Annotated in this window: 20 protein-coding genes; 18 read left to right on the plus strand and 2 right to left on the minus strand. The window is 59.5% G+C overall.

Annotated elements, in window-relative coordinates; translation table 11 throughout:
• Positions 1 to 6 precede the first annotated feature (6 nt).
• Genes def through ACGHUK_RS05600 form a run of 8 tightly spaced genes read left to right on the plus strand, consistent with a single transcriptional unit; the run spans position 7 to position 8,079 of the window.
• Complete coding sequence (gene def, locus ACGHUK_RS05565) at positions 7 to 543, plus strand: peptide deformylase (RefSeq protein ID WP_005940252.1); 537 nt, start codon at positions 7 to 9, stop codon at positions 541 to 543.
• The gene (gene fmt / locus ACGHUK_RS05570) at positions 543 to 1,463 is read left to right on the plus strand and encodes a methionyl-tRNA formyltransferase (protein WP_005940255.1); all 921 of its coding nucleotides are present in this window, start codon (positions 543 to 545) and stop codon (positions 1,461 to 1,463) included. The genes def and fmt overlap by 1 nt, the downstream gene beginning before the upstream one ends.
• A complete protein-coding gene (gene rsmB, locus ACGHUK_RS05575) occupies positions 1,463 to 2,797 on the plus strand; it encodes a 16S rRNA (cytosine(967)-C(5))-methyltransferase RsmB (RefSeq protein WP_390575414.1) in 1,335 nt (444 codons plus the stop codon). Before fmt ends, rsmB begins: the two co-directional genes overlap by 1 nt.
• Before the next feature lie 39 nt (positions 2,798 to 2,836).
• Positions 2,837 to 3,877, plus strand: a complete 1,041-nt coding sequence (gene rlmN, locus ACGHUK_RS05580; RefSeq protein WP_120019726.1) for a 23S rRNA (adenine(2503)-C(2))-methyltransferase RlmN — start codon at positions 2,837 to 2,839, stop codon at positions 3,875 to 3,877.
• Between the two features lie 19 nt (positions 3,878 to 3,896).
• Positions 3,897 to 4,637: a Stp1/IreP family PP2C-type Ser/Thr phosphatase gene (locus tag ACGHUK_RS05585; RefSeq protein WP_120079537.1), complete on the plus strand. Its 741-nt coding sequence runs from the start codon at positions 3,897 to 3,899 to the stop codon at positions 4,635 to 4,637.
• Positions 4,637 to 6,535 (plus strand): Stk1 family PASTA domain-containing Ser/Thr kinase, encoded by a 1,899-nt coding sequence (pknB, locus tag ACGHUK_RS05590; RefSeq protein ID WP_371287970.1) that lies wholly within the window; start codon positions 4,637 to 4,639, stop codon positions 6,533 to 6,535. Before ACGHUK_RS05585 ends, pknB begins: the two co-directional genes overlap by 1 nt.
• Before the next feature lie 11 nt (positions 6,536 to 6,546).
• Positions 6,547 to 7,425 (plus strand): ribosome small subunit-dependent GTPase A, encoded by an 879-nt coding sequence (gene rsgA / locus ACGHUK_RS05595; protein ID WP_097774859.1) that lies wholly within the window; start codon positions 6,547 to 6,549, stop codon positions 7,423 to 7,425.
• An 18-nt stretch (positions 7,426 to 7,443) separates the two neighbouring features.
• A complete protein-coding gene (locus ACGHUK_RS05600; RefSeq protein ID WP_154255400.1) occupies positions 7,444 to 8,079 on the plus strand; it encodes a thiamine diphosphokinase in 636 nt (211 codons plus the stop codon).
• Positions 8,080 to 8,289: 210 nt separating this feature from the next.
• On the opposite strand, the gene ACGHUK_RS05605 is transcribed toward ACGHUK_RS05600, so the two are convergent.
• Positions 8,290 to 9,411 carry a cysteine desulfurase family protein gene (locus tag ACGHUK_RS05605; RefSeq protein ID WP_097781906.1) on the minus strand — a complete coding sequence of 374 codons (1,122 nt, stop codon included), beginning with the start codon at positions 9,409 to 9,411 and terminating at the stop codon, positions 8,290 to 8,292.
• 394 nt (positions 9,412 to 9,805) lie between these two features.
• On the opposite strand from ACGHUK_RS05605, the gene ACGHUK_RS05610 reads away from it, so the two are divergent.
• The 6 genes from ACGHUK_RS05610 (at position 9,806) to ACGHUK_RS05635 (ending at position 14,414) form a co-directional block, all read left to right on the plus strand.
• Positions 9,806 to 11,167 (plus strand): uracil-xanthine permease family protein, encoded by a 1,362-nt coding sequence (locus ACGHUK_RS05610; RefSeq protein WP_005940287.1) that lies wholly within the window; start codon positions 9,806 to 9,808, stop codon positions 11,165 to 11,167.
• A gap of 289 nt (positions 11,168 to 11,456) precedes the next feature.
• Positions 11,457 to 12,008: an NADH peroxidase gene (locus ACGHUK_RS05615; RefSeq protein WP_005926148.1), complete on the plus strand. Its 552-nt coding sequence runs from the start codon at positions 11,457 to 11,459 to the stop codon at positions 12,006 to 12,008.
• A 164-nt stretch (positions 12,009 to 12,172) separates the two neighbouring features.
• Complete coding sequence (locus tag ACGHUK_RS05620; RefSeq protein WP_390575420.1) at positions 12,173 to 12,943, plus strand: heparan-alpha-glucosaminide N-acetyltransferase; 771 nt, start codon at positions 12,173 to 12,175, stop codon at positions 12,941 to 12,943.
• A gap of 151 nt (positions 12,944 to 13,094) precedes the next feature.
• A complete protein-coding gene (locus ACGHUK_RS05625; RefSeq protein WP_005940293.1) occupies positions 13,095 to 13,511 on the plus strand; it encodes a flavodoxin in 417 nt (138 codons plus the stop codon).
• A gap of 329 nt (positions 13,512 to 13,840) precedes the next feature.
• Complete coding sequence (locus ACGHUK_RS05630; protein WP_097781902.1) at positions 13,841 to 14,197, plus strand: nitrous oxide-stimulated promoter family protein; 357 nt, start codon at positions 13,841 to 13,843, stop codon at positions 14,195 to 14,197.
• A gap of 58 nt (positions 14,198 to 14,255) precedes the next feature.
• Positions 14,256 to 14,414, plus strand: coding sequence for a DUF1540 domain-containing protein (locus ACGHUK_RS05635; protein WP_005940302.1), 159 nt, complete (start codon positions 14,256 to 14,258; stop codon positions 14,412 to 14,414).
• A 66-nt stretch (positions 14,415 to 14,480) separates the two neighbouring features.
• Here ACGHUK_RS05635 and ACGHUK_RS05640 read toward each other — a convergent pair whose 3' ends face one another.
• Positions 14,481 to 15,095: an HAD family phosphatase gene (locus ACGHUK_RS05640; RefSeq protein ID WP_005940304.1), complete on the minus strand. Its 615-nt coding sequence runs from the start codon at positions 15,093 to 15,095 to the stop codon at positions 14,481 to 14,483.
• Between the two features lie 130 nt (positions 15,096 to 15,225).
• On the opposite strand from ACGHUK_RS05640, the gene ACGHUK_RS05645 reads away from it, so the two are divergent.
• The 4 genes from ACGHUK_RS05645 (at position 15,226) to tsf (ending at position 19,494) form a co-directional block, all read left to right on the plus strand.
• Entirely contained in the window at positions 15,226 to 15,525 is a 300-nt protein-coding gene (locus tag ACGHUK_RS05645; protein ID WP_097774865.1) for a PRC-barrel domain-containing protein, read from the plus strand.
• A 135-nt stretch (positions 15,526 to 15,660) separates the two neighbouring features.
• Positions 15,661 to 17,598, plus strand: coding sequence for an LTA synthase family protein (locus ACGHUK_RS05650; RefSeq protein ID WP_223387823.1), 1,938 nt, complete (start codon positions 15,661 to 15,663; stop codon positions 17,596 to 17,598).
• A gap of 201 nt (positions 17,599 to 17,799) precedes the next feature.
• Positions 17,800 to 18,522: a 30S ribosomal protein S2 gene (gene rpsB, locus ACGHUK_RS05655; protein ID WP_005940316.1), complete on the plus strand. Its 723-nt coding sequence runs from the start codon at positions 17,800 to 17,802 to the stop codon at positions 18,520 to 18,522.
• Positions 18,523 to 18,570: 48 nt separating this feature from the next.
• The gene (gene tsf, locus ACGHUK_RS05660) at positions 18,571 to 19,494 is read left to right on the plus strand and encodes a translation elongation factor Ts (protein WP_005940319.1); all 924 of its coding nucleotides are present in this window, start codon (positions 18,571 to 18,573) and stop codon (positions 19,492 to 19,494) included.
• Positions 19,495 to 19,496: the final 2 nt, after the last annotated feature.

Below are 19,496 nucleotides of genomic sequence, written 5' to 3' on the forward strand. Positions count from 1 at the left end.
CCATAAATGGCTATCCGCAATATTGTAAAAGAGGGCGATCCCATCCTGAACAAGGTCTGCCGCCCCGTCACCACCTTTGATGACCGTCTGGCTACCCTGCTGGACGACATGCACGAGACCATGATCGCCGCCGACGGCGTGGGTCTGGCCGGCCCGCAGGTGGGCATGCTGCGCCGTCTGTTCGTGGTGTGGGACACCACCGACGCGCCCGAGGAGATCCCCGAAGATTACGAATATAAGTTCATCGACTTCGTCAACCCGGAAATTCTGGCTGTATCCGAGGAAGAGGAGACCGCCTACGAGGGCTGTCTGTCCTTCCCGGGCCACAACGGCGCTGTGACCCGCCCCGCCGCGGTCAAGGTGCGCGCACAGGACCGCCACGGTGAGTGGTTCGAGCTGGAAGCTGAGAATTTGCTGGGCCGCTGCATCCAGCACGAGAACGACCATCTGGACGGCATTACCATCATGCAGTCCAGCGAGTATTTCTATGAGGATACCGAAGAGGGCAAAAAAGCTGCCCGCGAAGCGAAAGGAAACAAGTAATGCGCATTTTGTTCATGGGCACGCCGGATATTGCCGCAGAGTGCCTCAAAGCCCTGTATGCCGCCGGGCATGACATCTGCGCGGTGTACACCCGGCGGGACAAGCCGGTTGGCCGCAAGCAGGTGCTTACCGCACCCCCGGTCAAGGAAGTGGCCCTTGCCCACGGCACGCCGGTGTTCCAGCCCCGCACCCTGCGGGACGGCAGCGAGGACGAGAACATCCGCGCACTGGCCCCGGAACTGATCGTGGTGGTGGCTTACGGCTGCATCCTGCCGAAGTCTGTGCTGGAAGCGCCGAAGTACGGCTGCATCAACCTGCATGTCTCCCTGCTGCCCAAGTACCGCGGCAGCGCCCCGGTGCAGTGGGCCGTGCTGAACGGCGATGCCGAGACAGGCGTTTCCATCATGCAGATGGACGAGGGCCTTGACACCGGCGATGTGCTCTGCTGCGAGAAGATCGCCATTGACCCGGAGGAGACCAGCGGCCAGCTGTTTGATCGCGTGACTGCCGTGGGTGCACGGGTGCTGTGCGAGGTGGTGCCCGCCATCGCCGCCGGAACGCTGAAACCCCAGCCGCAGGATCATGAGAACGCCTGCCTTGCACCTATGCTGAACAAGGAGATGGCAGAGTTCCGCCTGACCGAATCGGCTGCCCACATCCACAACTGGGTGCGCGGCATGAACCCGTGGCCCGGTGCATGGTTCGTCACCTCCGGCGGCAAAAAGCTCAAGGTGATGGAGTGCCGTGCCGTGGAAGCTCACGGCGAAGCGCCCGGCACCGTGCTGGCCACAAAGCCGCTCACGGTGGCTTGCGGTGAGGGGGCCGTCCAGCTGCTGAATGTGGTGCCGGAAGGCAAAAAGCCCATGGACGGCACCGCCTTTGCGGCCGGTCAGCGCCTGAAAACGGGGGATATCCTCTGATGGCGGCGAATCCCCGCGCGGCGGCAGTGGCGGCGCTGGTGCGGCAGGAGCAGGATGGTTTTTCCAACCTTGTTCTGGATGCCGAACTCAAGCGCCAGCAGCTGGAAGGCCGCGATAAAGCTTTTGCCAGCGCCATCTTTTACACGGTGCTGGAACACCGGGGCACGCTGGACTACATCCTGTGCCAGTTCCTGCCCAAGGGCCTTGCCAAGCTGGATGCACCGGTGCGCGAAATATTGCGCGCGGCGCTGGCGCAGGCCCGCTATATGCAGGTGCCGGTGTCCGCTGCGGTGAACGAGGCCGTCAAGCTGACCCGTGCCTTCAAAAAATCCAGCGCATCCGGTCTGGTCAACGCCGTGCTGCGCAAGGCGTGCAGCTACGACCTGAGCACCGCAAGCTTCAAAAACGAAGTGGAACGGCTCATGGTGCTTGGCTCTGCCGGGCGGGATGTGGCGGAATTTCTGCACAAAAACTACCCGGACGAAGCACTGGATATCCTTACCTACAAGGCCGACGGCGGCATGACCAGCCTGCGGGCGAACCCGCTGAAAGGCAGTGCCGATGAGCTTTGTGCAAAGCTGCTGGCTTCCGGTGCAAAGGAAGCAAAGCGGGGCATTGTGCCCGGCAGTGTGCTGGCCCGCTTCGAGGGCAGCCCGGCGGAAAATGAGTTGTTCCGGCAGGGGTACTTCCATGTGGAAGGGCAGGCCAGCCAGCTGGCGGCGCTCTGCGTGGACCCACAGCCAGGAGAAACAGTCATCGACCTGTGCGCCGCGCCCGGCGGCAAGACCATCCTGCTGGCCGAGCAGATGCACAGCACCGGCAGGCTTTACAGCTGCGATGCCGCCGAGAACCGCGTGGGCCTGATCCGCACGGCAGTGCAGCGCATGGGCTTGACTAATGTGGAAGCCCTGTGCAACGATGCCACAAAGGTGAACCCGGCCCTGCCGCAGGCCGACCGCATTTTAGCGGATGTGCCCTGCAGCGGCCTTGGCATTCTGGCAAAAAAGCCGGATCTGCGCTACAAAAAGCTGGAACCGGCCCGCGAAGCTGAATTATTGGCCACGCAGTCGGCCATCCTCGATACGGCGGCACAGCTGCTGAAAGCGGGCGGCAGGCTGGTGTACTCCACCTGCACCATCGACCCGGCAGAAAACCAGCAGCAGATCGCGGCATTTCTGGCCCGCCACCCGGAGTTTACGGTGGTGGAGCCTGCCGCAGCGCTGCCCGCCGGGATGACGGCAGGGGAGCACGGCGCGCTTTCGGTGCCCACCCGTACCGGCATGGACGGTTTTTTCCTGTGCGCCATGCAGAAAAACGGGGAAAAGCTGCAATGAAACAGGTGGCTTGTTCGTAAAAAACAATAGGAGAACACAATGGAACAAAAACGCTGTATCTCTTCCTTTACGCTGGCAGAGCTGACCGCTGAACTGAAAGCGATGGGTCAGCCGGGCTTCCGGGCAAAGCAGATCTTCCACTGGGTGCACCAGAAGCTGGTCACCGAGTTTTCTGCCATGACCGACCAGCCCAAGACCCTGCTGGCAAAGCTGGAAGAAAGCTTCTACATTGCCGCGCCCAAGATCGAGCGCAGGCAGGAAGCAAAGGACGGCACGGTAAAATATCTGCTGCGCATGGCGGACGGCAACTGCATCGAGACCGTCGTGATGCGCTACCACTACGGCAACACGGTGTGTGTGTCCACGCAGGTGGGCTGCCGCATGGGCTGCCGCTTCTGCGCGTCCACCCAGGCGGGCCGCGTGCGCGATCTGGAAGCAGGCGAGATCTGCTCTGAGATCTACACCGCCCAGAAGGATATCGGGGAGCGCATTTCCCACATCGTGCTCATGGGCATTGGCGAACCGCTGGATAACTTTGACGAAGTGATGAAGTTTCTGGAGAACATCACCTCGCCCGAGGGCGTGAACATCGGGATGCGCAACATCAGCCTTTCTACCTGCGGTCTGGTGCCCAAGATCGACCAGCTGGCCGAGAAAAAGCTGCAGCTGACCCTCTCGGTGTCGCTGCATGCACCCAACAATGAAATTCGCAGCGGCATGATGCCGGTGAACGATGCCTATCCCGTGGAAGTGCTGATGCAGGCCGTGCGGCGCTATCAGGATACCACCGGCCGCCGCGTGAGCTTTGAATATTCCATGGTGCGCGGTGTCAATGATTCCGATGCCTGCGCCAAACAGCTGGCAAACCTGATCCGGGGCATGGGTGCCCATGTGAACCTGATCCCCATCAACCCGGTGGACGGCAGCCCGTACTCGGCCACCGATGCAGCCAACGTGCACCGCTTCCAGCAGAAGCTGGAGAGCCTTGGCGTGAACGCTACGGTGCGCCGCCGCCTTGGCAGCGAGATCAGCGCCGCATGCGGCCAGCTGCGCCGTGACGAAATGAACGGGAAAGCGTAAATATTAAAGGGAGAAGCCTATGAAACTTGCAGGAAAAACGGATGTCGGCAGGGTCCGGCAGGATAATCAGGACGATTATCGCGCAGGAGAACTGCCCGGCGATGCCGCATGGCTGCTGGTATGCGACGGCATGGGCGGTGCACGCGGCGGCAGGGAAGCCAGCCAGAGCGCGTGCGATGTGATCGAGCGCTGCTTTCAGGAGCAGTATGCTTCCAAGTGCCTGCCCGGCGAAGAGGAGACCTTTTTGAAAAAGAGCCTGCTCAGCGCCAACCGCTTTGTGTTCCAGAAGGCCCTGCGTGAGGAATCGCTGGCGGGCATGGGCACCACGGCTGTGTGCGCACTGGTGCGCGGCGGCAAGGTGTTCCTGTGTCATGCAGGCGACTCGCGGGCGTACCTGTACCGGGACGGCAGGCTTGCCCAGCTCACCCACGACCACTCCTATGTGCAGGAGCTGGTGGACTGCGGCACCATTACCGTGGAGGAAGCCGAGCACCACCCCCAGAAGAACATCATCACCAAGGCGCTGGGCGTGGACTACCGGCTGGACTCGGAGTTCACCACCGCACCGCTGCAGAAAGGGGATATCCTGCTGCTGTGCTCGGACGGCCTGACCAATGCCGTGCCCAGAGAACAGCTGGAACAGCTGCTGCGCACCGGCAGGTTCTACGACCTGCCGGACCTTCTGATCCGCACGGCCAACGAGAACGGCGGCCCGGATAACATCACCGCGCTGCTGCTGTGTGTGGAGGAGGTGCGCTGATGGACAACCTGATCGGCAAAAAGCTGGACGGCCTGTATGAGGTGCGGGAGCTGATCGGTTCCGGCGGCATGGCAAACGTCTACAAGGCGGTCATGCTGGGGCACAACGGCCCGGTGCCTGCCGGTACCGTGGTGGCGGTAAAGGTGCTGCGGCAGGAGTATATGCACGACCCGGACCTTGTGCGCCGCTTTAAAAATGAATCCAAGGCCATCTCGCTGCTGAACCACCCCAACATCGTAAAAGTGTACGATGTATCGGTGAATGATGATCTGCAGTATATCGTGATGGAATATGTGGACGGCATGACATTGCGCGAGTACCTTAACCAGCGCGGCGGCAGGCTGACCAACCGGGAGACCGTGCACTTCATCTCCCAGATCTTAAAGGCGCTGGAACATGCCCACGCCAACGGTGTGGTGCACCGGGACATCAAGCCCCAGAACATCATGCTTTTGGACAACGGCCAGCTGCGCATGATGGATTTTGGCATTGCGCGCATCTCCCGTGCCGAGAACCAGCTGCTGAGCGGCAAGGCCATGGGCAGCGTGCACTATATCAGCCCGGAGCAGGCCAAGGGCGATGAGACCGACTGCACCAGCGATATCTACTCGGTGGGCGTGATGATGTACGAGATGCTCAGCGGTCATCTGCCCTTTGATGCAGACGACATGGTGGAAGTTGCCATCAAGCAGATCTCCGATAAGCCGAAGTCTTTGCACGAGATCGCGCCGGAGGTGCCGAATGCACTGGTGGAGATCACCGAAAAGGCCATGGCAAAGCTGCCGCAGAACCGCTACGCATCCGCCCGCGAAATGCTGGATGCGCTGGACACCTACGTGCACAACCCCTCCGTGATGTTCGAGTACAAGTATATTACAGAAGATGCTCCCGAAAAGGTGGTGAAACGTACCATGAACCAGAACCGTGCAAACCGTCAGGCCGAAAAGCCTGCGCCCCGCGGCAAAAAGGCCGCACCGCGCAAGAAAAAGCGCACCATCTTCCTGCCGGCACTGTTCGGCGTTACCATTGCATTTGCACTGGCGTGCCTTGCGCTGTGCTGGATGATCCTGAACGATTCCTCCAACCTGATGAACAACAAGGCCGATATCACGCTGGGCGATTATATCGGTATGACGCAGGACGAGGCTGCTGCCACCGAGCAGGTGGTCTCCGGCCAGATCAGCGTTACCTGGGAGCAGGAGTACAACAGTAACTATGCGGCGGGCTATATCTATAAGCAGTCGCCGGTGTCCGGCCGCACGGTGCGCGAGGGCCAGAATGTGACCCTGACTGTGAGCCTTGGCACCCAGTACGTTACCGTGCCGGACCTGACCAACTATGTGCAGGCCGATGCAGAGCAGCAGCTCAAGGAGCTGGGTGTCTCGGTGCTGGTAACGCAGGCTGTGGATACCTCTGTGGCATCCGGCGCGGTGATCCGCACCGACCCGGCGGCGGGCAGTCAGGTGGCTGCAGGCAGCACTGTGGTGATGTATATCAGCCGCCCGCAGGTGGCAACCACCACCAAGGTGCCCTCGCTGACCGGCATGAGCACCGCTGATGCCCGCACCCTGCTGGTGCAGAACCATCTGGGCCTTGGCAGCCAGACCGAGCAGTACAGCGACCAGCCGGTGGGCACTGTCATCAGTCAGAACCCGGCGGCAGGCTCTACCACAAAGCTGAACGGCCGCGTGAACATTGTGGTAAGCGCAGGGCCGGAGCCTGCACCGGAACCGGAAGCACCCAGCGACAGCACCACCGGCGGCGACTGGTGGAGCGGCCTGTTTGGCAGCAGCTCCTCTTCTTCCAGCACCGAGACCGGCACCGAACAGGGCACAGCGGGCAGCGGCGACCCTTCGCAGAAACCGCTGACCGACTGGTGGTCCTCGCTGCTGAGCTGACGGAGGCGTGCATGAAGGGATATATCACAAAGGGTATCGGCGGCTTTTACTATGTGAAAACGCCGGAGGGCATTGTGGAGTGCAAGCCCCGCGGCATTTTCCGCAAACAGAAGATCACGCCGGTGGCGGGCGATGAGGTGACGCTGGAGACCGAGAACGGTGCAGCCGTCATTGCCGAGATCGCACCGCGCAAAAATGTGTTCGTGCGGCCTCCGGTGGCAAATCTGGATGTGCTGTTCCTTGTGGCCAGCACCACCCAGCCCACGCCCAGCACGCTGGTGCTGGATAAGCTTGCCGCCATTGCGGTGGACAAGGGCGTGCAGCCGGTGATCGTGTGCACCAAGGGCGACTTGGCCGAGGCGGAATTCCTGCGTAAGGCCTACGAAAAATCGACCCTGCCGTTCATCCGCATCGATTACGAGACCGGCGGCGGGCTGGACGAGGTGAAGCAGTGGATCAGCGGCAGGCTGTGTGCGTTCTGCGGCAACTCCGGCGTGGGAAAATCCACCCTTTTGAACCATCTGCTGCCGGAAGCAGAGCGCGAGACCAGTGCCATCAGCCAGAAGCTGGGCCGCGGCCGCCACACCACCCGTGAGGTGACGATCTTTGAAGCCTTTGGCGGGCGCATTGCGGATACGCCGGGCTTTGCCAGTCTGGAAGCGAACCGCGCCGGGTTCATCCCCAAAGAAAATCTGGAGCATGCGTTCCCGGAGTTCGGGCCTTATCTGGGCCAGTGCCAGTTCACCGGCTGCTCCCACCGCAGCGAAAAAGGCTGTGCCGTGCGCGCCGCACTGGCCGAGGGCAGGCTCTCCCAGACCCGGTACGACAGCTACTGCGCCATGTACGAGGAAGTCAAGGACGTGAAGGATTGGCAGCGCCCGAAAGTATAAAGGATAAGGAAGAGATTCATGTCACGCTGTGTGATCATTTCGGCCTGCCCGGTTTCTCCGGAGCTGGCAGAGGCCCTGCGGCCGGACGACTTTATCATTGCCTGTGATGCAGGCTACCGCAACTGCGCACCTCTGGGGCGCAGACCCAACATCATCGTGGGTGACTTTGACACCGCCCCCTGCCCGGAACAGCAGGACGACGATATCATCGTGCTGCCCCATGTGAAGGACGATACCGACACCGAGTATGCCGCAAAGCTGGTCTCGGAAAAGGGCTTTGACGAGGTGCTGCTGCTGGGCGGCCTTGGCGGCAGACGGGTGGAACACACCCTTGCAAACCTGTGCACCGGCCTTGGGCTGGAACAGCGCGGTGTGCGCACCACCCTGCTGGATGAGCGCAGCCGCATCACCTACGTGATGCCCGGCGAGACCCGCCGCTACCCGAAGGAAAGGTACTTCTTCTTCTCGGCCTTCCCGATGGAGGGCAGGGCGCAGGGCGTGTGCGAGCGCGGCTCCTACTATGAGCTGACCGATGCGGAGCTGACCGCCAGCTACCCGCTGGGCGTCAGCAACGAGTACGCTGCCGGGTCGGACTGCATCACCATCTCCACCCGCAGCGGTGCGCTGGTGGTGGTGGAGACCATCGCAGACTGAGCGCTGCTGCCCTTGCCGGAACGTTCCGGCCCCTGCCTGCATAGGATGGGCCAGAAAACGGAAAGGCGGGGAGCATATGCAGGTAGTTGTGATCCGAAGCCCCAAGGCGCTGCGCGGCATTCTGCGCAGACTGTTCGGCATTCAAAAACAGTAAAAAAAGATCCCCTCGCTGCTGGTCGGCGGGGGGATCTTGCTTCATAATACTCCTTTTTATTGCGTCAGGGCGTTGTAACAGGCATCGAACGCCTGCATAAAATCAGTGATCTCCTGTTCCGTGGTCAGGTGGCTCAGGCTGATGCGCCACGAGGACAGCGCGTTGCGCCGGTCATGGCTCACGGCAAACACGGCGCGGGAGGGCAGGCCGTCCGAAGAGCAGGCCGATTTGACCGAGACGCATACGCCCCTGGCATCCAGCTCCCGCTGGAACACGGTGCCCTTCACGTTCTGTACGCTCAGATTTAAAATCTGCGGCACGGCGGTGTCCGGGCTGTTGATGCGCACCTTGGGGTATTGGGCAAGCCCGGTGCGCAGGCGGGCGTTCAGGGCGCGGATGTGCTCCACCCGGGCGGGCAGCTCGCTCACTGCCTTTTCCAGCGCCAGCGCCAGCGAACAGGCCAGCGCCACGGTGGGGGTGCCGCTGCGGTAGAGGGTGGTGCTCTCGCCGCCATGGATGAGCGGCTCCAGCGCAAGGCCGCGCCGCTTGACCAGCACACCGATGCCGTTCAGCCCGTAGAACTTGTGGGCGGTCAGGCTCATGGTGTCGATGCCCGCAAAGCTGACCGGCAGCTTGCCCACGGCCTGTGTGGCATCCACATGGAAGTGGCAGTGGGGGCAGGCCTTCAACATTTCCGCGATCTCGGCCACCGGCTGCACCACGCCCAGCTCACTGTCCACGGCAGTGACGGCCACCAGAATGGTGTCCGGGCGCAGCAGTTCTTTCAGGTGGGCAAGGTCCACCGTGCCGTCCTGCCGGATGTCCACAAGGTCGATCTCGTATCCCTGCTCCTGCAGGGCGGTCAGGCTGCCGCTCACCGAGGAGTGCTCCAGCGGGGTGGAAATGATGTGTCTGCCATGGTGGCGCTCCAGCCGGGCGATGCTCTTGATGGCAAAGTTGTTGGCCTCGCTGGCACCGGATGTATAGATGATCTCGGCGGGCTGCACATTCAGACTGCGGGCAATGCTCTGGGTGGCGGCATCGATGGCGGCCTTTGCAGCAGTGCCTGCTGCATGGCGGGAATTTGCATTGCCCGGGCAATTGCGCTCCACCTCGCAAAAGCGCTGTAAAACCGCTTCGTCTACCGGGGTATTGGCGGAATAATCCAGATAGATCATAAACTCTCCTGATAATTCTCTTATAATACAGATTACAATGGTAGGCTATATTATAGTGCGCTTTGGGCCGGATTGCAAGAGAAGCGGCGCAAACTTCCGGGCTGGAAATACAGGAGAATTAAGCAAAATGGTTGCACGGCGGCAAAAAGTCTGCTATAATCTCTTGAAGGACTGCCCGCTGCGGCCTTTTGCGGGGCTTTTGGCGGCGGTTTGGAAAGAGCCTGAATGAAAGGGGGAGCGCACCATGCTGCACAAGAATCATCGACTGCGCTGTATTGCACTTCTCATTTCCGGGCGGAATCATTGTTCCCAAATTTCAAGGGCATTGCCGTTTTGCTGACGGCGGTGCCTCTTTTTTTGGGGCTGCGAGTTCTGTAGGAGGCAGAAAAACTTCATGAGCGAAAAGATCGATTACTCCAAAGGCATTTACGACGCGCGCCAGCTGGGCGCAGGCCGCATGTTCATTCTGGGCGTGCAGCACATGTTTGCCATGTTTGGTGCAACGGTGCTGGTGCCGCTGCTCACCGGCCTGAGCGTTTCCACCACCCTGCTGTGCGCAGGTCTGGGCACCCTGCTGTTCCACCTCATTACCAAAAAGAAGGTGCCTGCATTCCTCGGCTCCTCCTTTGCGTATCTGGGCGGCTTCTCCATCGTGGCCCCCATGCTGGCAGATGCAGACGGCAACCTGACCGTTGCCAACACCAAGATGCTGCCCTACGCCTGCGCCGCCGTCGCATTTTCCGGTCTGGTGTATCTGGTGGCCAGCCTGCTGATCTCCACCTTCGGCATCCGCCGCATCATGCGGTTCTTCCCGCCGGTGGTTACTGGCCCCATTATCATTTCCATCGGCCTGATCCTGGCCCCCTCTGCTATCAAAAACTGCCAGTCCAACTGGATCCTGGCCTTTGTGGCACTGGGTGTCGTGATCGTGTGCAACATCTGGGGCAAGGGTATGGTCAAGATCCTGCCCATCCTCATCGGCGTGCTGGTGTCCTATGCAGTGGCACTGGTGACCGGTGCAGTGGACTTCCAGCGCATTTCTGAGGCTGCATGGGTGGGCATCCCTCTGCACAAGGAGGCCATGGGCCTGTTTGCCATCGACGGCAGCCCGGAGTTCATCAGCGCACTGTTCACCATCATCCCCATTGCATTGGCAACCATGATGGAGCATGTGGGCGATATCGCCGCCATCAGCGCAACCGTGGGCCACAACTATATCAACGACCCCGGCCTGAACCGCACCCTGCTGGGCGACGGCCTTGCAACCACCATGGCCGGCCTGCTGGGCGGCCCGGCCAATACCACCTACGGCGAGAACACCGGCGTGCTGGCTCTGAGCAAGATCTACGATCCGCTGGTCATCCGCATTGCGGCTGTCCTGGCCATCATCCTGAGCTTCAGCCCCAAGTTTGAGGCTGTCATCAACACTATCCCCACCGGCATCATCGGCGGCATCAGCTTTGTGCTGTATGGCATGATCTCCGCCATCGGTGTGCGCAATGTGGTGGAGAACCGCGTGGACTTTACCAACAGCCGCAACCTGATCGTGGCCGCTGTCATTCTGGTGTGCGCACTGGGCTTCAACTCTGTGGGCGGTGTCAGCTTTGCCGTTGCAGGTGTCACCATCAACCTGTCCGGTCTGGCTGTGGCCGCGATCGCAGGCATCCTGCTGAACGCTATCCTGCCCGGCAACGACTACGAGTTTGATGCTGCCGACGGCTCCGAAGCCGCTACCAGCAGCAACCTGCAGGTCTGATCTCCCATAGAATCTCAGTAACAACAAGGCAGAAGCCGTCCTGTGTGTGCAGGGCGGCTTTGCTTTTTTTAAGGTGCACAGGGCAAAGCACACAGTTTTTGAGGATGGTTTTTAGTGACCCTGCCGGAATTTATCTGTAAGGCAAAATAAATAGGAATTATTCTTAAAATTATCCTTGACTAACTAGGAATAATTCGCTATAATAGAGCCATGACAAGGGCCGGTGAGTACCAACACCGCCCAGCCTGTTTTCTAACTGATATAAAAAGAATGATGGAGGTCTATTCTTATGAAGAAGTACGTTTGCACCGTTTGTGGTTATATTGCTGAAGGCGAGATCCCGGCACAGTGCCCCGTCTGCAAGGCTCCTGCTTCCGCTTTTGTGGAAAAGACCGGCAACACCTACGTCACCGAGCATGTTGTGGGCATCGGCAAGGCCGAGGGCGTGCCGCAGGAGATCGTGGATGGCCTGCGCGCAAACTTTGAGGGTGAGTGCAGCGAGGTCGGCATGTATCTGGCAATGGCTCGTGTGGCTGAGCGCGAGGGCTACCCCGAGATTGCTGAGGCTTACAAGCGTTATGCCTACGAGGAAGCAGACCACGCATCCCGCTTTGCAGAGCTGCTGGGCGAAGTTGTCACCGACAGCACCAAGAAGAACCTGATGATGCGTGCCGAGGCCGAGTGCGGCGCATGTGCAGGCAAGATGGATCTGGCCAAGAAGGCAAAGGCCCTGAATCTGGATGCCATCCACGACACCGTTCACGAGATGGCAAAGGACGAGGCCCGTCACGGCCGCGGCTTTGAGGGCCTGCTGAAGCGCTACTTCAACACCGAAGTCTGATAAGGTTTCCCCGGTTATCCATTCTGACCGCTGCATGGCTTTGCCGCTGTGCAGCGGTTTTTTGCTGCCTTCAACCCCCTGAGATGTCTGGTTGACAGGTGCCGCAGTGCGGTTTATAATTTGTCATATCGTATTGCGAAACACAGCAAAGGGGAATATGGATAATGGAAAACGAACGACGAGTGCAGCAAAAGGCCCCGGCGAGCCGCTACGCCCTGCTGGACGAACTGCGCGGACTGGATCTGGTCAGCATGATGCTGTACCATGCCTGCTGGGACATGATGTTCCTGTTCGGCATCTGGATGGACTGGTATATCGGCTGGCCGGGGCGGCTGTGGCAGCAGAGCATCTGCTGGGTGTTCATCCTGCTGTCCGGCTTCTGCGTGCCGCTGGGACACCGCACCCTGAAGCGCGGCGCACAGGTGTTTGCTGCCGGGGCACTGGTCACGGTGGTGACGCTGGTCTTCATGCCGGAGGACCGGGTGGTGTTCGGTGTGCTGACCTTTCTGGGCAGCGCCATGCTGCTCACCGGTGTGCTGGAACCGCTGCTGAAAAAAGTGATGCCCGCTGTGGGCCTTGCGGTGTCGGCGGTGCTGTTTGCGGTGTGCTACCCGGTCGGCTTGGGCTGGGTGGGCCTTGGCGGCTGGAAGCTGATGCTGCCGCAGAGCCTGTATGCCAACTACTTTACTGCATTTTTTGGCTTTTACCCGGACTGGTTCTACTCCGCCGATTACTTTGGCCTGCTGCCGTGGCTGTTTTTGTTCTGGGCGGGGTACTACCTGCACAAGGCGGTGGGCCGCAGACGCATGGAACCGCTGCGCCGCTCGGTGTGCCCGGCGCTGGGCTGGATGGGCCGGCACTCGCTTTTGCTGTATCTGCTGCACCAGCCGGTGATCTACGGCGTACTTTCAGCCGCGGCAGTTCTTTTTGCATAAAAGGCTTGACACAGCCGGGAAGCTGTGGTATTCTATCGGTGGTTAGAAGGTACTAACCAAATGGGGATGCGTCTGCGTGGTTGGACGCATTTTCATGGAACATAAAGTTAGATATATCTAACTAATATTGATTTGAGAGAGGACGATCTTTATGAGCAAAGTAGCAGTCGTATTCTGGAGCGCAACCGGCAACACTGAGACCATGGCAAACTGCGTGGCAGAGGGTGCAAACGGCACCATCGTGCCCTGCAGCGAGATGAACGCCGCAAAGCTGGCTGAGTTTGATGCAGTGGCTTTTGGCTGCCCCGCAATGGGTGCTGAGCAGCTGGAGGAGAGCGAGTTCGAGCCGATGTTCTCTGATCTGGAGGGTTCTCTGAACGGCAAGAAGATCGCCCTGTTCGGCTCCTACGGCTGGGGCGACGGCCAGTGGATGCGTGACTGGGTGGAGCGTGCTCAGGGCGACGGCGCACAGGTGCTGAACGGTGAGGGCCTGATCTGCAACGAGGCCCCGGACGATGATGTTCAGGCTGCATGCCGCAAGCTGGGTGCAGATCTGGCTGCATGGTAAACAGGAGAAGCTTCTCTTGACAAACAGAGACAGCTGCGATAAACTATGAGAACACCGAAAAACGGTGTTTTTGCAGAGCTGAAAGTTAGTAAGCGCTAACTTTCACGCAAAAGCAGCAGCCTCTGTACAGAATGCATCAAAACTGCGGCAGGGGACAGCAGGCGGAAAGGTCTGCGCTCCTGCCGCTTTGGTTTCAGAAGGCGGTGTATATGGCAGTGGCTGCAGCAATTGGTGTTACGGTAGGCTTTGCATTTTTGCGCCGTGCGGTGCGCCGCGCTGCAATGCGGTCGGACCGTAGAAAAAAATAAGGCAGCAGGAGGCCCCGTCCCATGCAGGATACCCCGAAGAACTTGGATCAGAAGCGCGCAGATGAAAAGATGCTGGTGAGCGAGATGATCGCTCTTTACTGCCGCAGGCAGCACAAAACACCCAAAGGCAGCCTGTGCCCGGAGTGCCGGCAGCTGCACGATTACGCCCTGACCCGCATTGACAAATGTCCGTTCATGGAGACCAAGACCTTCTGCTCGGCCTGTAAAGTGCACTGCTACAAGCCGGAAATGCGGGAGAAGATCCGCGCGGTGATGCGCTGGGCAGGCCCGCGGATGCTGCCGGTGCACCCGGTGCTTTCCATCCGGCATGCGGCAGTCACACTCCGGTCTAAGCGCGAAGCGAAAAAGACTGGCTGAGTTTTCCAGAATAAACACCCTGCCCGCAGGCCATACTGTGGACAGAGAGGTGATAAATATGGAAAACATCGGCGTTACCTGTGATGTCTGCGAGTGCAGCCACAATGTGAGCGGCTGCAAGTGCGACCTGCCCCAGATCAAAGTGACCGAGCAGTGCACCTGCGATACGCAGCAGGTGGAGACCCCGCACTACTGCCAGAGCTACGAGAAAAAGTAATTCCTAAAGCAGCAAAACAGCTCCTGCCAGAGCATTTCCGGCAGGAGCTGTTTTGGGTCACGGAGGTCAGCGCAGGGCTACATTGCAGGTGGCAAGGCTGCGGATCAGGGTGCCCACGCTCTCCTTCATCCGGATGCCCACGAAGCCCAGCGTGAATGCGGCCTGCACATTGGCCAGATTGTCGTCGATGAACACGCACTCGCTGGCCTTCAGGCCGTATTTGTCCAGCAGGGCCTGATAGATGCGGGGGTCGGGCTTGTTGATGTGCACCTCGCAGGAGGCTACGCCGCCGTCAAAGCGGTCCAGCACGCCGCGCTCCTTGAGCAGGGCCAGCACGTCCTCCGGGATGTTGCTGAGATAGTACACGCTGTAGCCATGGTTCTTCAGGCGGCGCACCAGCTCCTGCATCCGGCGGCGCGGGCGCAGGATGTGCAGCCAGTCATCCAGCACGCCCTGCACCTCAAACTCGCGCCCGGCGGCCTTGGCGTTGCGCAGCATGGCCTGATTGCCGTCAAAGCGGGAGACAAGCCCCGCATCCAGCTGCTTCCACTCCTCGCTGCCAAAGGTCAGGTCGTACACCTGTTCTTCGATCTCTTCATTGCAAATGCGGTCTACCAGATAGGCGCGGGGGGCAAAATCCACCATGACACCGCCCAGATCAAACACGATGCTTTTATACATTTAAAATTTCCTCTGTTTCTCATGGAATGCTCTGCCCACAGTATACCACAATCTGCCATGCGGTTTCCACTGCTTTTTGCATGATGTGCCCGGCGGCTGCATAAGCTGTGGCAGAAAGGGGAGAAGGGCATTGACCATCCGGGAACTGTGTGAAAAAGAGGTGGTGCAGCTGGAGCAGGGGGTCTGCCTTGGCCGGGCCGACGACCTGACCTTTGACCCTGCCACCGCCCGGCTGCAGAGCCTGATCCTGCTGGGGCGGCCAAGGCTGTTCGGATTGCTTGGCCGGGACGATAGCCTGACCATTCCATGGCAGGAGATCGAGACCATTGGCACGGATGCGGTGCTGGTGCACACGGCCCTGCCGGAAGCACCGCCGCAGCCGGAACAGCTCAAATGGTGGCAAAAGCTGCGCGTGAAGCTGGGTTTGTAAATTTTTTGCAAAAACAGGGTGGACTTTTTTGTGGAAGTGACTATAATAATCGCAGAAGCTTTGTGCAAAAAGCGTAAAGAAATGTGCTTTTGCGTATGATCTGAGGTTTCACGGATGAGGAAAGGAACAGGAATTATGAAAACTCCCAAACCGCTTTTGGCGCTGCGGATGGTATTCCCGCTGGCGGCATCGCTGATCGTGCTGCTGCTGGGCGAGGGGATCGCCCGCGGGAGCCTGAGCGCAGACGTTTTTGCAAGTTTTATCTTCCCGCACATCGGGGCTTATCTGCTGGCGTGGCTGCTGCTGTTTCTGGTGTGGCTGCTGCTGGACTGGGTGTTCCGCTGTCCGCCGCTGTCCACGCTGGGCATGGCGGTGCTGGGCTGTGCGCCCTGCGCGGTGAACTTTTACACCCTGCAGCTGCGCGGCGAGCCGTTCCTGCCATGGGATCTGACACAGGTGTCGGAGGCTGCCGGTGTGGCATCCGCTGCGGGCCTCAAGATCCAGCCCAGCATGGTCGTGACCATCATCGTGGTGCTGGCACTGACGGTGGGCAGCTTCTTCCTGTTCCGCGGCCGTCACAAACAGCGCTGGCTGCCCCGGCTGGCGGGCAGCGCCGCCACCGCAGCGGCCCTCTGCCTGCTGGTGTTCGGCGTGTACCTGCAGCCCGCTGTCACGCAGGTGCTGGGCATTACGCCGGATGCATGGATGCAGGACCGCTACTACCGCTACTACGGCGTGATCACCGGCTTTATGACCAACCTCACCAATCTGGAGATCTCGAAGCCCGAGGAATACTCGCAGGAAGCGGTGGATGCCCTGCTGGACAATGTGGACGGGAGCCAGAAGTTTGCCACCAGCCCGCTGTACTCCACCAGCTACAGTGCCGTGACCCCCAAGGACGAGCAGGTGAAGCAGCCCACCATCATCTATGTGATGGACGAGTCCTACTGGGATGTTTCGGAGCTGGAACAGTACGGCATCACCTTTGATACCGATGTCTCCAAGAACCTGCACGCCTTGCAGCAGACCAGCGCCTATGGCCGGGCCTACAGCCCCAGCTTTGGCGGCGGCACCTGCGATGTGGAGTTTGAAGCCCTTACCGGCTACTCGGTATCCTTCCTGCCCAGCGGCAGCAAGCCCTACCAGCAGCATGTGACCAAGCCCATGTTCGCCATGCCCAATTACCTCAAGCTCAAGGGCTACCAGACCGCAGCCGTGCACTGCTTCTGGGCAAAATACTGGAGCCGCGACAAGGCTTACCCCAACCTCGGCTTTGACGATTTTATCAGCCTTGAGGATATGCATGACGTGACCAAGGTGCGCAAGCACTACTGGACCAGCGGCCTTGTCACCGATGATTCCATGGCCGACCAGATCATCCAGCAGTACGAGAGCATGAAGTCCAGCTCGGACAAGCCCATCTTCCTGCACGCTGTCACCATGCAGAACCATACCAATTATAACAAGGACAACTACCCGGACGACGAGCGCGTAAAGGTGCTGTCCCACCCGGCGGGCCTCAAGCCCAGCACCGTGGGCGCGCTGGAAGATTTTGCTACCGGCATCCGGGATGCAGATGCCATGATGGGCAAACTGACCGAATACTTCTCGCAGGTGGACGAGCCGGTCATTCTGGTGTTCTGGGGCGACCACTATAACCCCATCGATTCCAATTACGATGTCTACACCACTACCGGCTATGCCAGCGATTCCAGCGCAGACCCCCGCCTGCACCAGACCACGCTGCTGATGTGGTCCAACTACAGCCAGCAGCAGGTGGACCTTGGCACCATTGCCGCTTACGATATCTCGCCGGTGATGATGGACATTTACGGTCTGGAAGAGCCGCTCTACTTCCAGTTCCTGAACCGTCAGCTGCGTGTGGCCAGCCGCACCAATACCCGCGGAACCACCATGAATCTGGACGGCACCACCACGCAGGAGCCCACCGAGTTCCAGCAGCGGTGGTGCGCAGAGCACTGGCTTTTGCAGTACGACCTGATGTTCGGCAGGGGATACGCCCTGCAGCGCATGGGCCTTGCGGGCCTGAGCGGCGTGGACACAGGCAAATGAGCGAAAAACAGACGATTTCTTTGTAAAAAACAGAGAAAAACTCTTGCAACCGGCGTTTGTTTGTGATATTATAACAAGGCATTACACACGCATCACTATGCCCTTTTGTGCCCAAATGGGTGGAGGGCAGTCCCGAACCGTCCGATACGGCCCGGGATCACGGTGTGCGGAGGCAAAACAATATCTGGAGGTATTTTTACTATGGCAGTCGTTTCTATGAAGCAGCTTCTCGAAGCAGGTGTGCACTTCGGTCACCAGACCCGCCGCTGGAACCCCAAGATGGCAAAGTACATCTTTACCGAGCGCAACGGCATCTATATCATCGATCTGCAGAAGACCGTGAAGAAGCTGGACGAGGCTTACAACTACGTGAAGGAAGTTGCAGCTGAGGGCGGCGACATCCTGTTCGTCGGCACCAAGAAGCAGGCCCAGGAGTCCATCCGTGACGAGGCTCTGCGCTGCGGCATGCACTATGTCAATGCTCGCTGGCTGGGCGGTATGCTGACCAACTTCCGCACCATCCGCAAGCGCATCGACCGTATGGATCAGCTGGCTAAGATGAAGGAGAACGGCACCTTCGAGCTGCTGCCCAAGAAGGAAGTTGCTAAGCTGGAGCTGGAGATGGAGAAGCTGGACAAGTACCTGGGCGGTGTCAAGAACATGAAGACCCTGCCGAAGGCTATGTTCATCGTCGATCCTCACAAGGAGCGCATCGCTGTTGCTGAGGCCCGCAAGCTGAACATCCCCATCGTGGCTATCGTTGATACCAACTGCAACCCCGACGAGATCGATTACGTGATCCCCGGCAACGACGACGCAATCCGCGCTGTCAAGCTGATCGCTGGCGCTATGGCTGACGCTGTGCTGGAAGGCAAGCAGGGCAACCAGGAGGCCGCTCCCGCTGAGGATGCAGCAAACGCCTGATTTCCCATCCCACAAACAACAAAATAACGTGTAAGGGAGAATACGAAAATGGCTATTTCTGCAAAGGACGTTATGGAACTGCGCAAGCAGACCGACTGCGGCATGATGGAGTGCAAGAAGGCTCTGACCGAGGCTGACGGCAACTTCGAGAAGGCAATCGAGATCCTGCGTGAGCGTGGTCTGGCTACCGCTGCCAAGAAGGCAAGCCGTACCGCTGCCGAGGGCATGGTCTACGCTGACTACTGCCCCCAGTGCAAGGTGGGTGTTGTCATCGAGGTCAACGCTGAGACCGACTTCGTTGCCAAGAACGACAAGTTCGTTGCTTTCGTCAAGGAGGCTACTCAGGTCATCATGAAGCAGAACCCTGCTGATGTTGAGGCTCTGATGGCTTGCAAGACCGAGAACGGCGAGACCGTGGACGAGGCTCTGAAGAACCTGATCCTGGTCATCAAGGAGAACATCAAGGTTCGCCGTTTCGTCCGTTACGAGGGCGTCTGCTCTGCATACGTCCACGGCGGCGGCACCCACGGCATTCTGGTCAACTTCGAGACCACCAACGGCATCGAGGCTAAGGACGAGTTCGTTACCTACGGCAAGGACATCGCCATGCAGGTTGCAGCTGCTAACCCCGGCTATGTCGATGAGGCTTCTGTCCCCGCTGAGGTCGTGGCCAAGGAGAAGGAGATCATGCTGGCTCAGATGGCTGGCGATCCCAAGACCGCTAACAAGCCCGAGGCTGTGAAGCAGAAGATGATCGAGGGCAAGATCAAGAAGTTCTTCAAGGAGAACTGCCTGGTCGATCAGGAGTTCGTCAAGGACAGCGACCTGACCGTTGCTCAGTACACCGCTAAGGTCGCTAAGGATCTGGGCGGCGACATCAAGATCGTCAAGTTCACCCGCTTCCAGAAGGGCGAAGGCCTGGAGAAGCGTGCTGACGACTTCGCTGCTGAAGTTGCAAGCATGGTGAAGTAATT

It is taken from the genome of Faecalibacterium sp. i25-0019-C1 (assembly GCF_042854225.1).
Classification (GTDB): Bacteria; Bacillota; Clostridia; order Oscillospirales; family Ruminococcaceae; genus Faecalibacterium; species Faecalibacterium taiwanense.

Coding starts and splice junctions, on each gene's coding strand:
- def (WP_005940252.1), top strand. CDS start 7: ATGGCTATCCGCAATATTGTAAAAGAGGGCGATCCCATCCTGAACAAG.
- fmt (WP_005940255.1), top strand. CDS start 543: ATGCGCATTTTGTTCATGGGCACGCCGGATATTGCCGCAGAGTGCCTC.
- rsmB (WP_390575414.1), top strand. CDS start 1,463: ATGGCGGCGAATCCCCGCGCGGCGGCAGTGGCGGCGCTGGTGCGGCAG.
- rlmN (WP_120019726.1), top strand. CDS start 2,837: ATGGAACAAAAACGCTGTATCTCTTCCTTTACGCTGGCAGAGCTGACC.
- ACGHUK_RS05585 (WP_120079537.1), top strand. CDS start 3,897: ATGAAACTTGCAGGAAAAACGGATGTCGGCAGGGTCCGGCAGGATAAT.
- pknB (WP_371287970.1), top strand. CDS start 4,637: ATGGACAACCTGATCGGCAAAAAGCTGGACGGCCTGTATGAGGTGCGG.
- rsgA (WP_097774859.1), top strand. CDS start 6,547: ATGAAGGGATATATCACAAAGGGTATCGGCGGCTTTTACTATGTGAAA.
- ACGHUK_RS05600 (WP_154255400.1), top strand. CDS start 7,444: ATGTCACGCTGTGTGATCATTTCGGCCTGCCCGGTTTCTCCGGAGCTG.
- ACGHUK_RS05605 (WP_097781906.1), bottom strand. CDS start 9,411: ATGATCTATCTGGATTATTCCGCCAATACCCCGGTAGACGAAGCGGTT.
- ACGHUK_RS05610 (WP_005940287.1), top strand. CDS start 9,806: ATGAGCGAAAAGATCGATTACTCCAAAGGCATTTACGACGCGCGCCAG.
- ACGHUK_RS05615 (WP_005926148.1), top strand. CDS start 11,457: ATGAAGAAGTACGTTTGCACCGTTTGTGGTTATATTGCTGAAGGCGAG.
- ACGHUK_RS05620 (WP_390575420.1), top strand. CDS start 12,173: ATGGAAAACGAACGACGAGTGCAGCAAAAGGCCCCGGCGAGCCGCTAC.
- ACGHUK_RS05625 (WP_005940293.1), top strand. CDS start 13,095: ATGAGCAAAGTAGCAGTCGTATTCTGGAGCGCAACCGGCAACACTGAG.
- ACGHUK_RS05630 (WP_097781902.1), top strand. CDS start 13,841: ATGCAGGATACCCCGAAGAACTTGGATCAGAAGCGCGCAGATGAAAAG.
- ACGHUK_RS05635 (WP_005940302.1), top strand. CDS start 14,256: ATGGAAAACATCGGCGTTACCTGTGATGTCTGCGAGTGCAGCCACAAT.
- ACGHUK_RS05640 (WP_005940304.1), bottom strand. CDS start 15,095: ATGTATAAAAGCATCGTGTTTGATCTGGGCGGTGTCATGGTGGATTTT.
- ACGHUK_RS05650 (WP_223387823.1), top strand. CDS start 15,661: ATGAAAACTCCCAAACCGCTTTTGGCGCTGCGGATGGTATTCCCGCTG.
- rpsB (WP_005940316.1), top strand. CDS start 17,800: ATGGCAGTCGTTTCTATGAAGCAGCTTCTCGAAGCAGGTGTGCACTTC.
- tsf (WP_005940319.1), top strand. CDS start 18,571: ATGGCTATTTCTGCAAAGGACGTTATGGAACTGCGCAAGCAGACCGAC.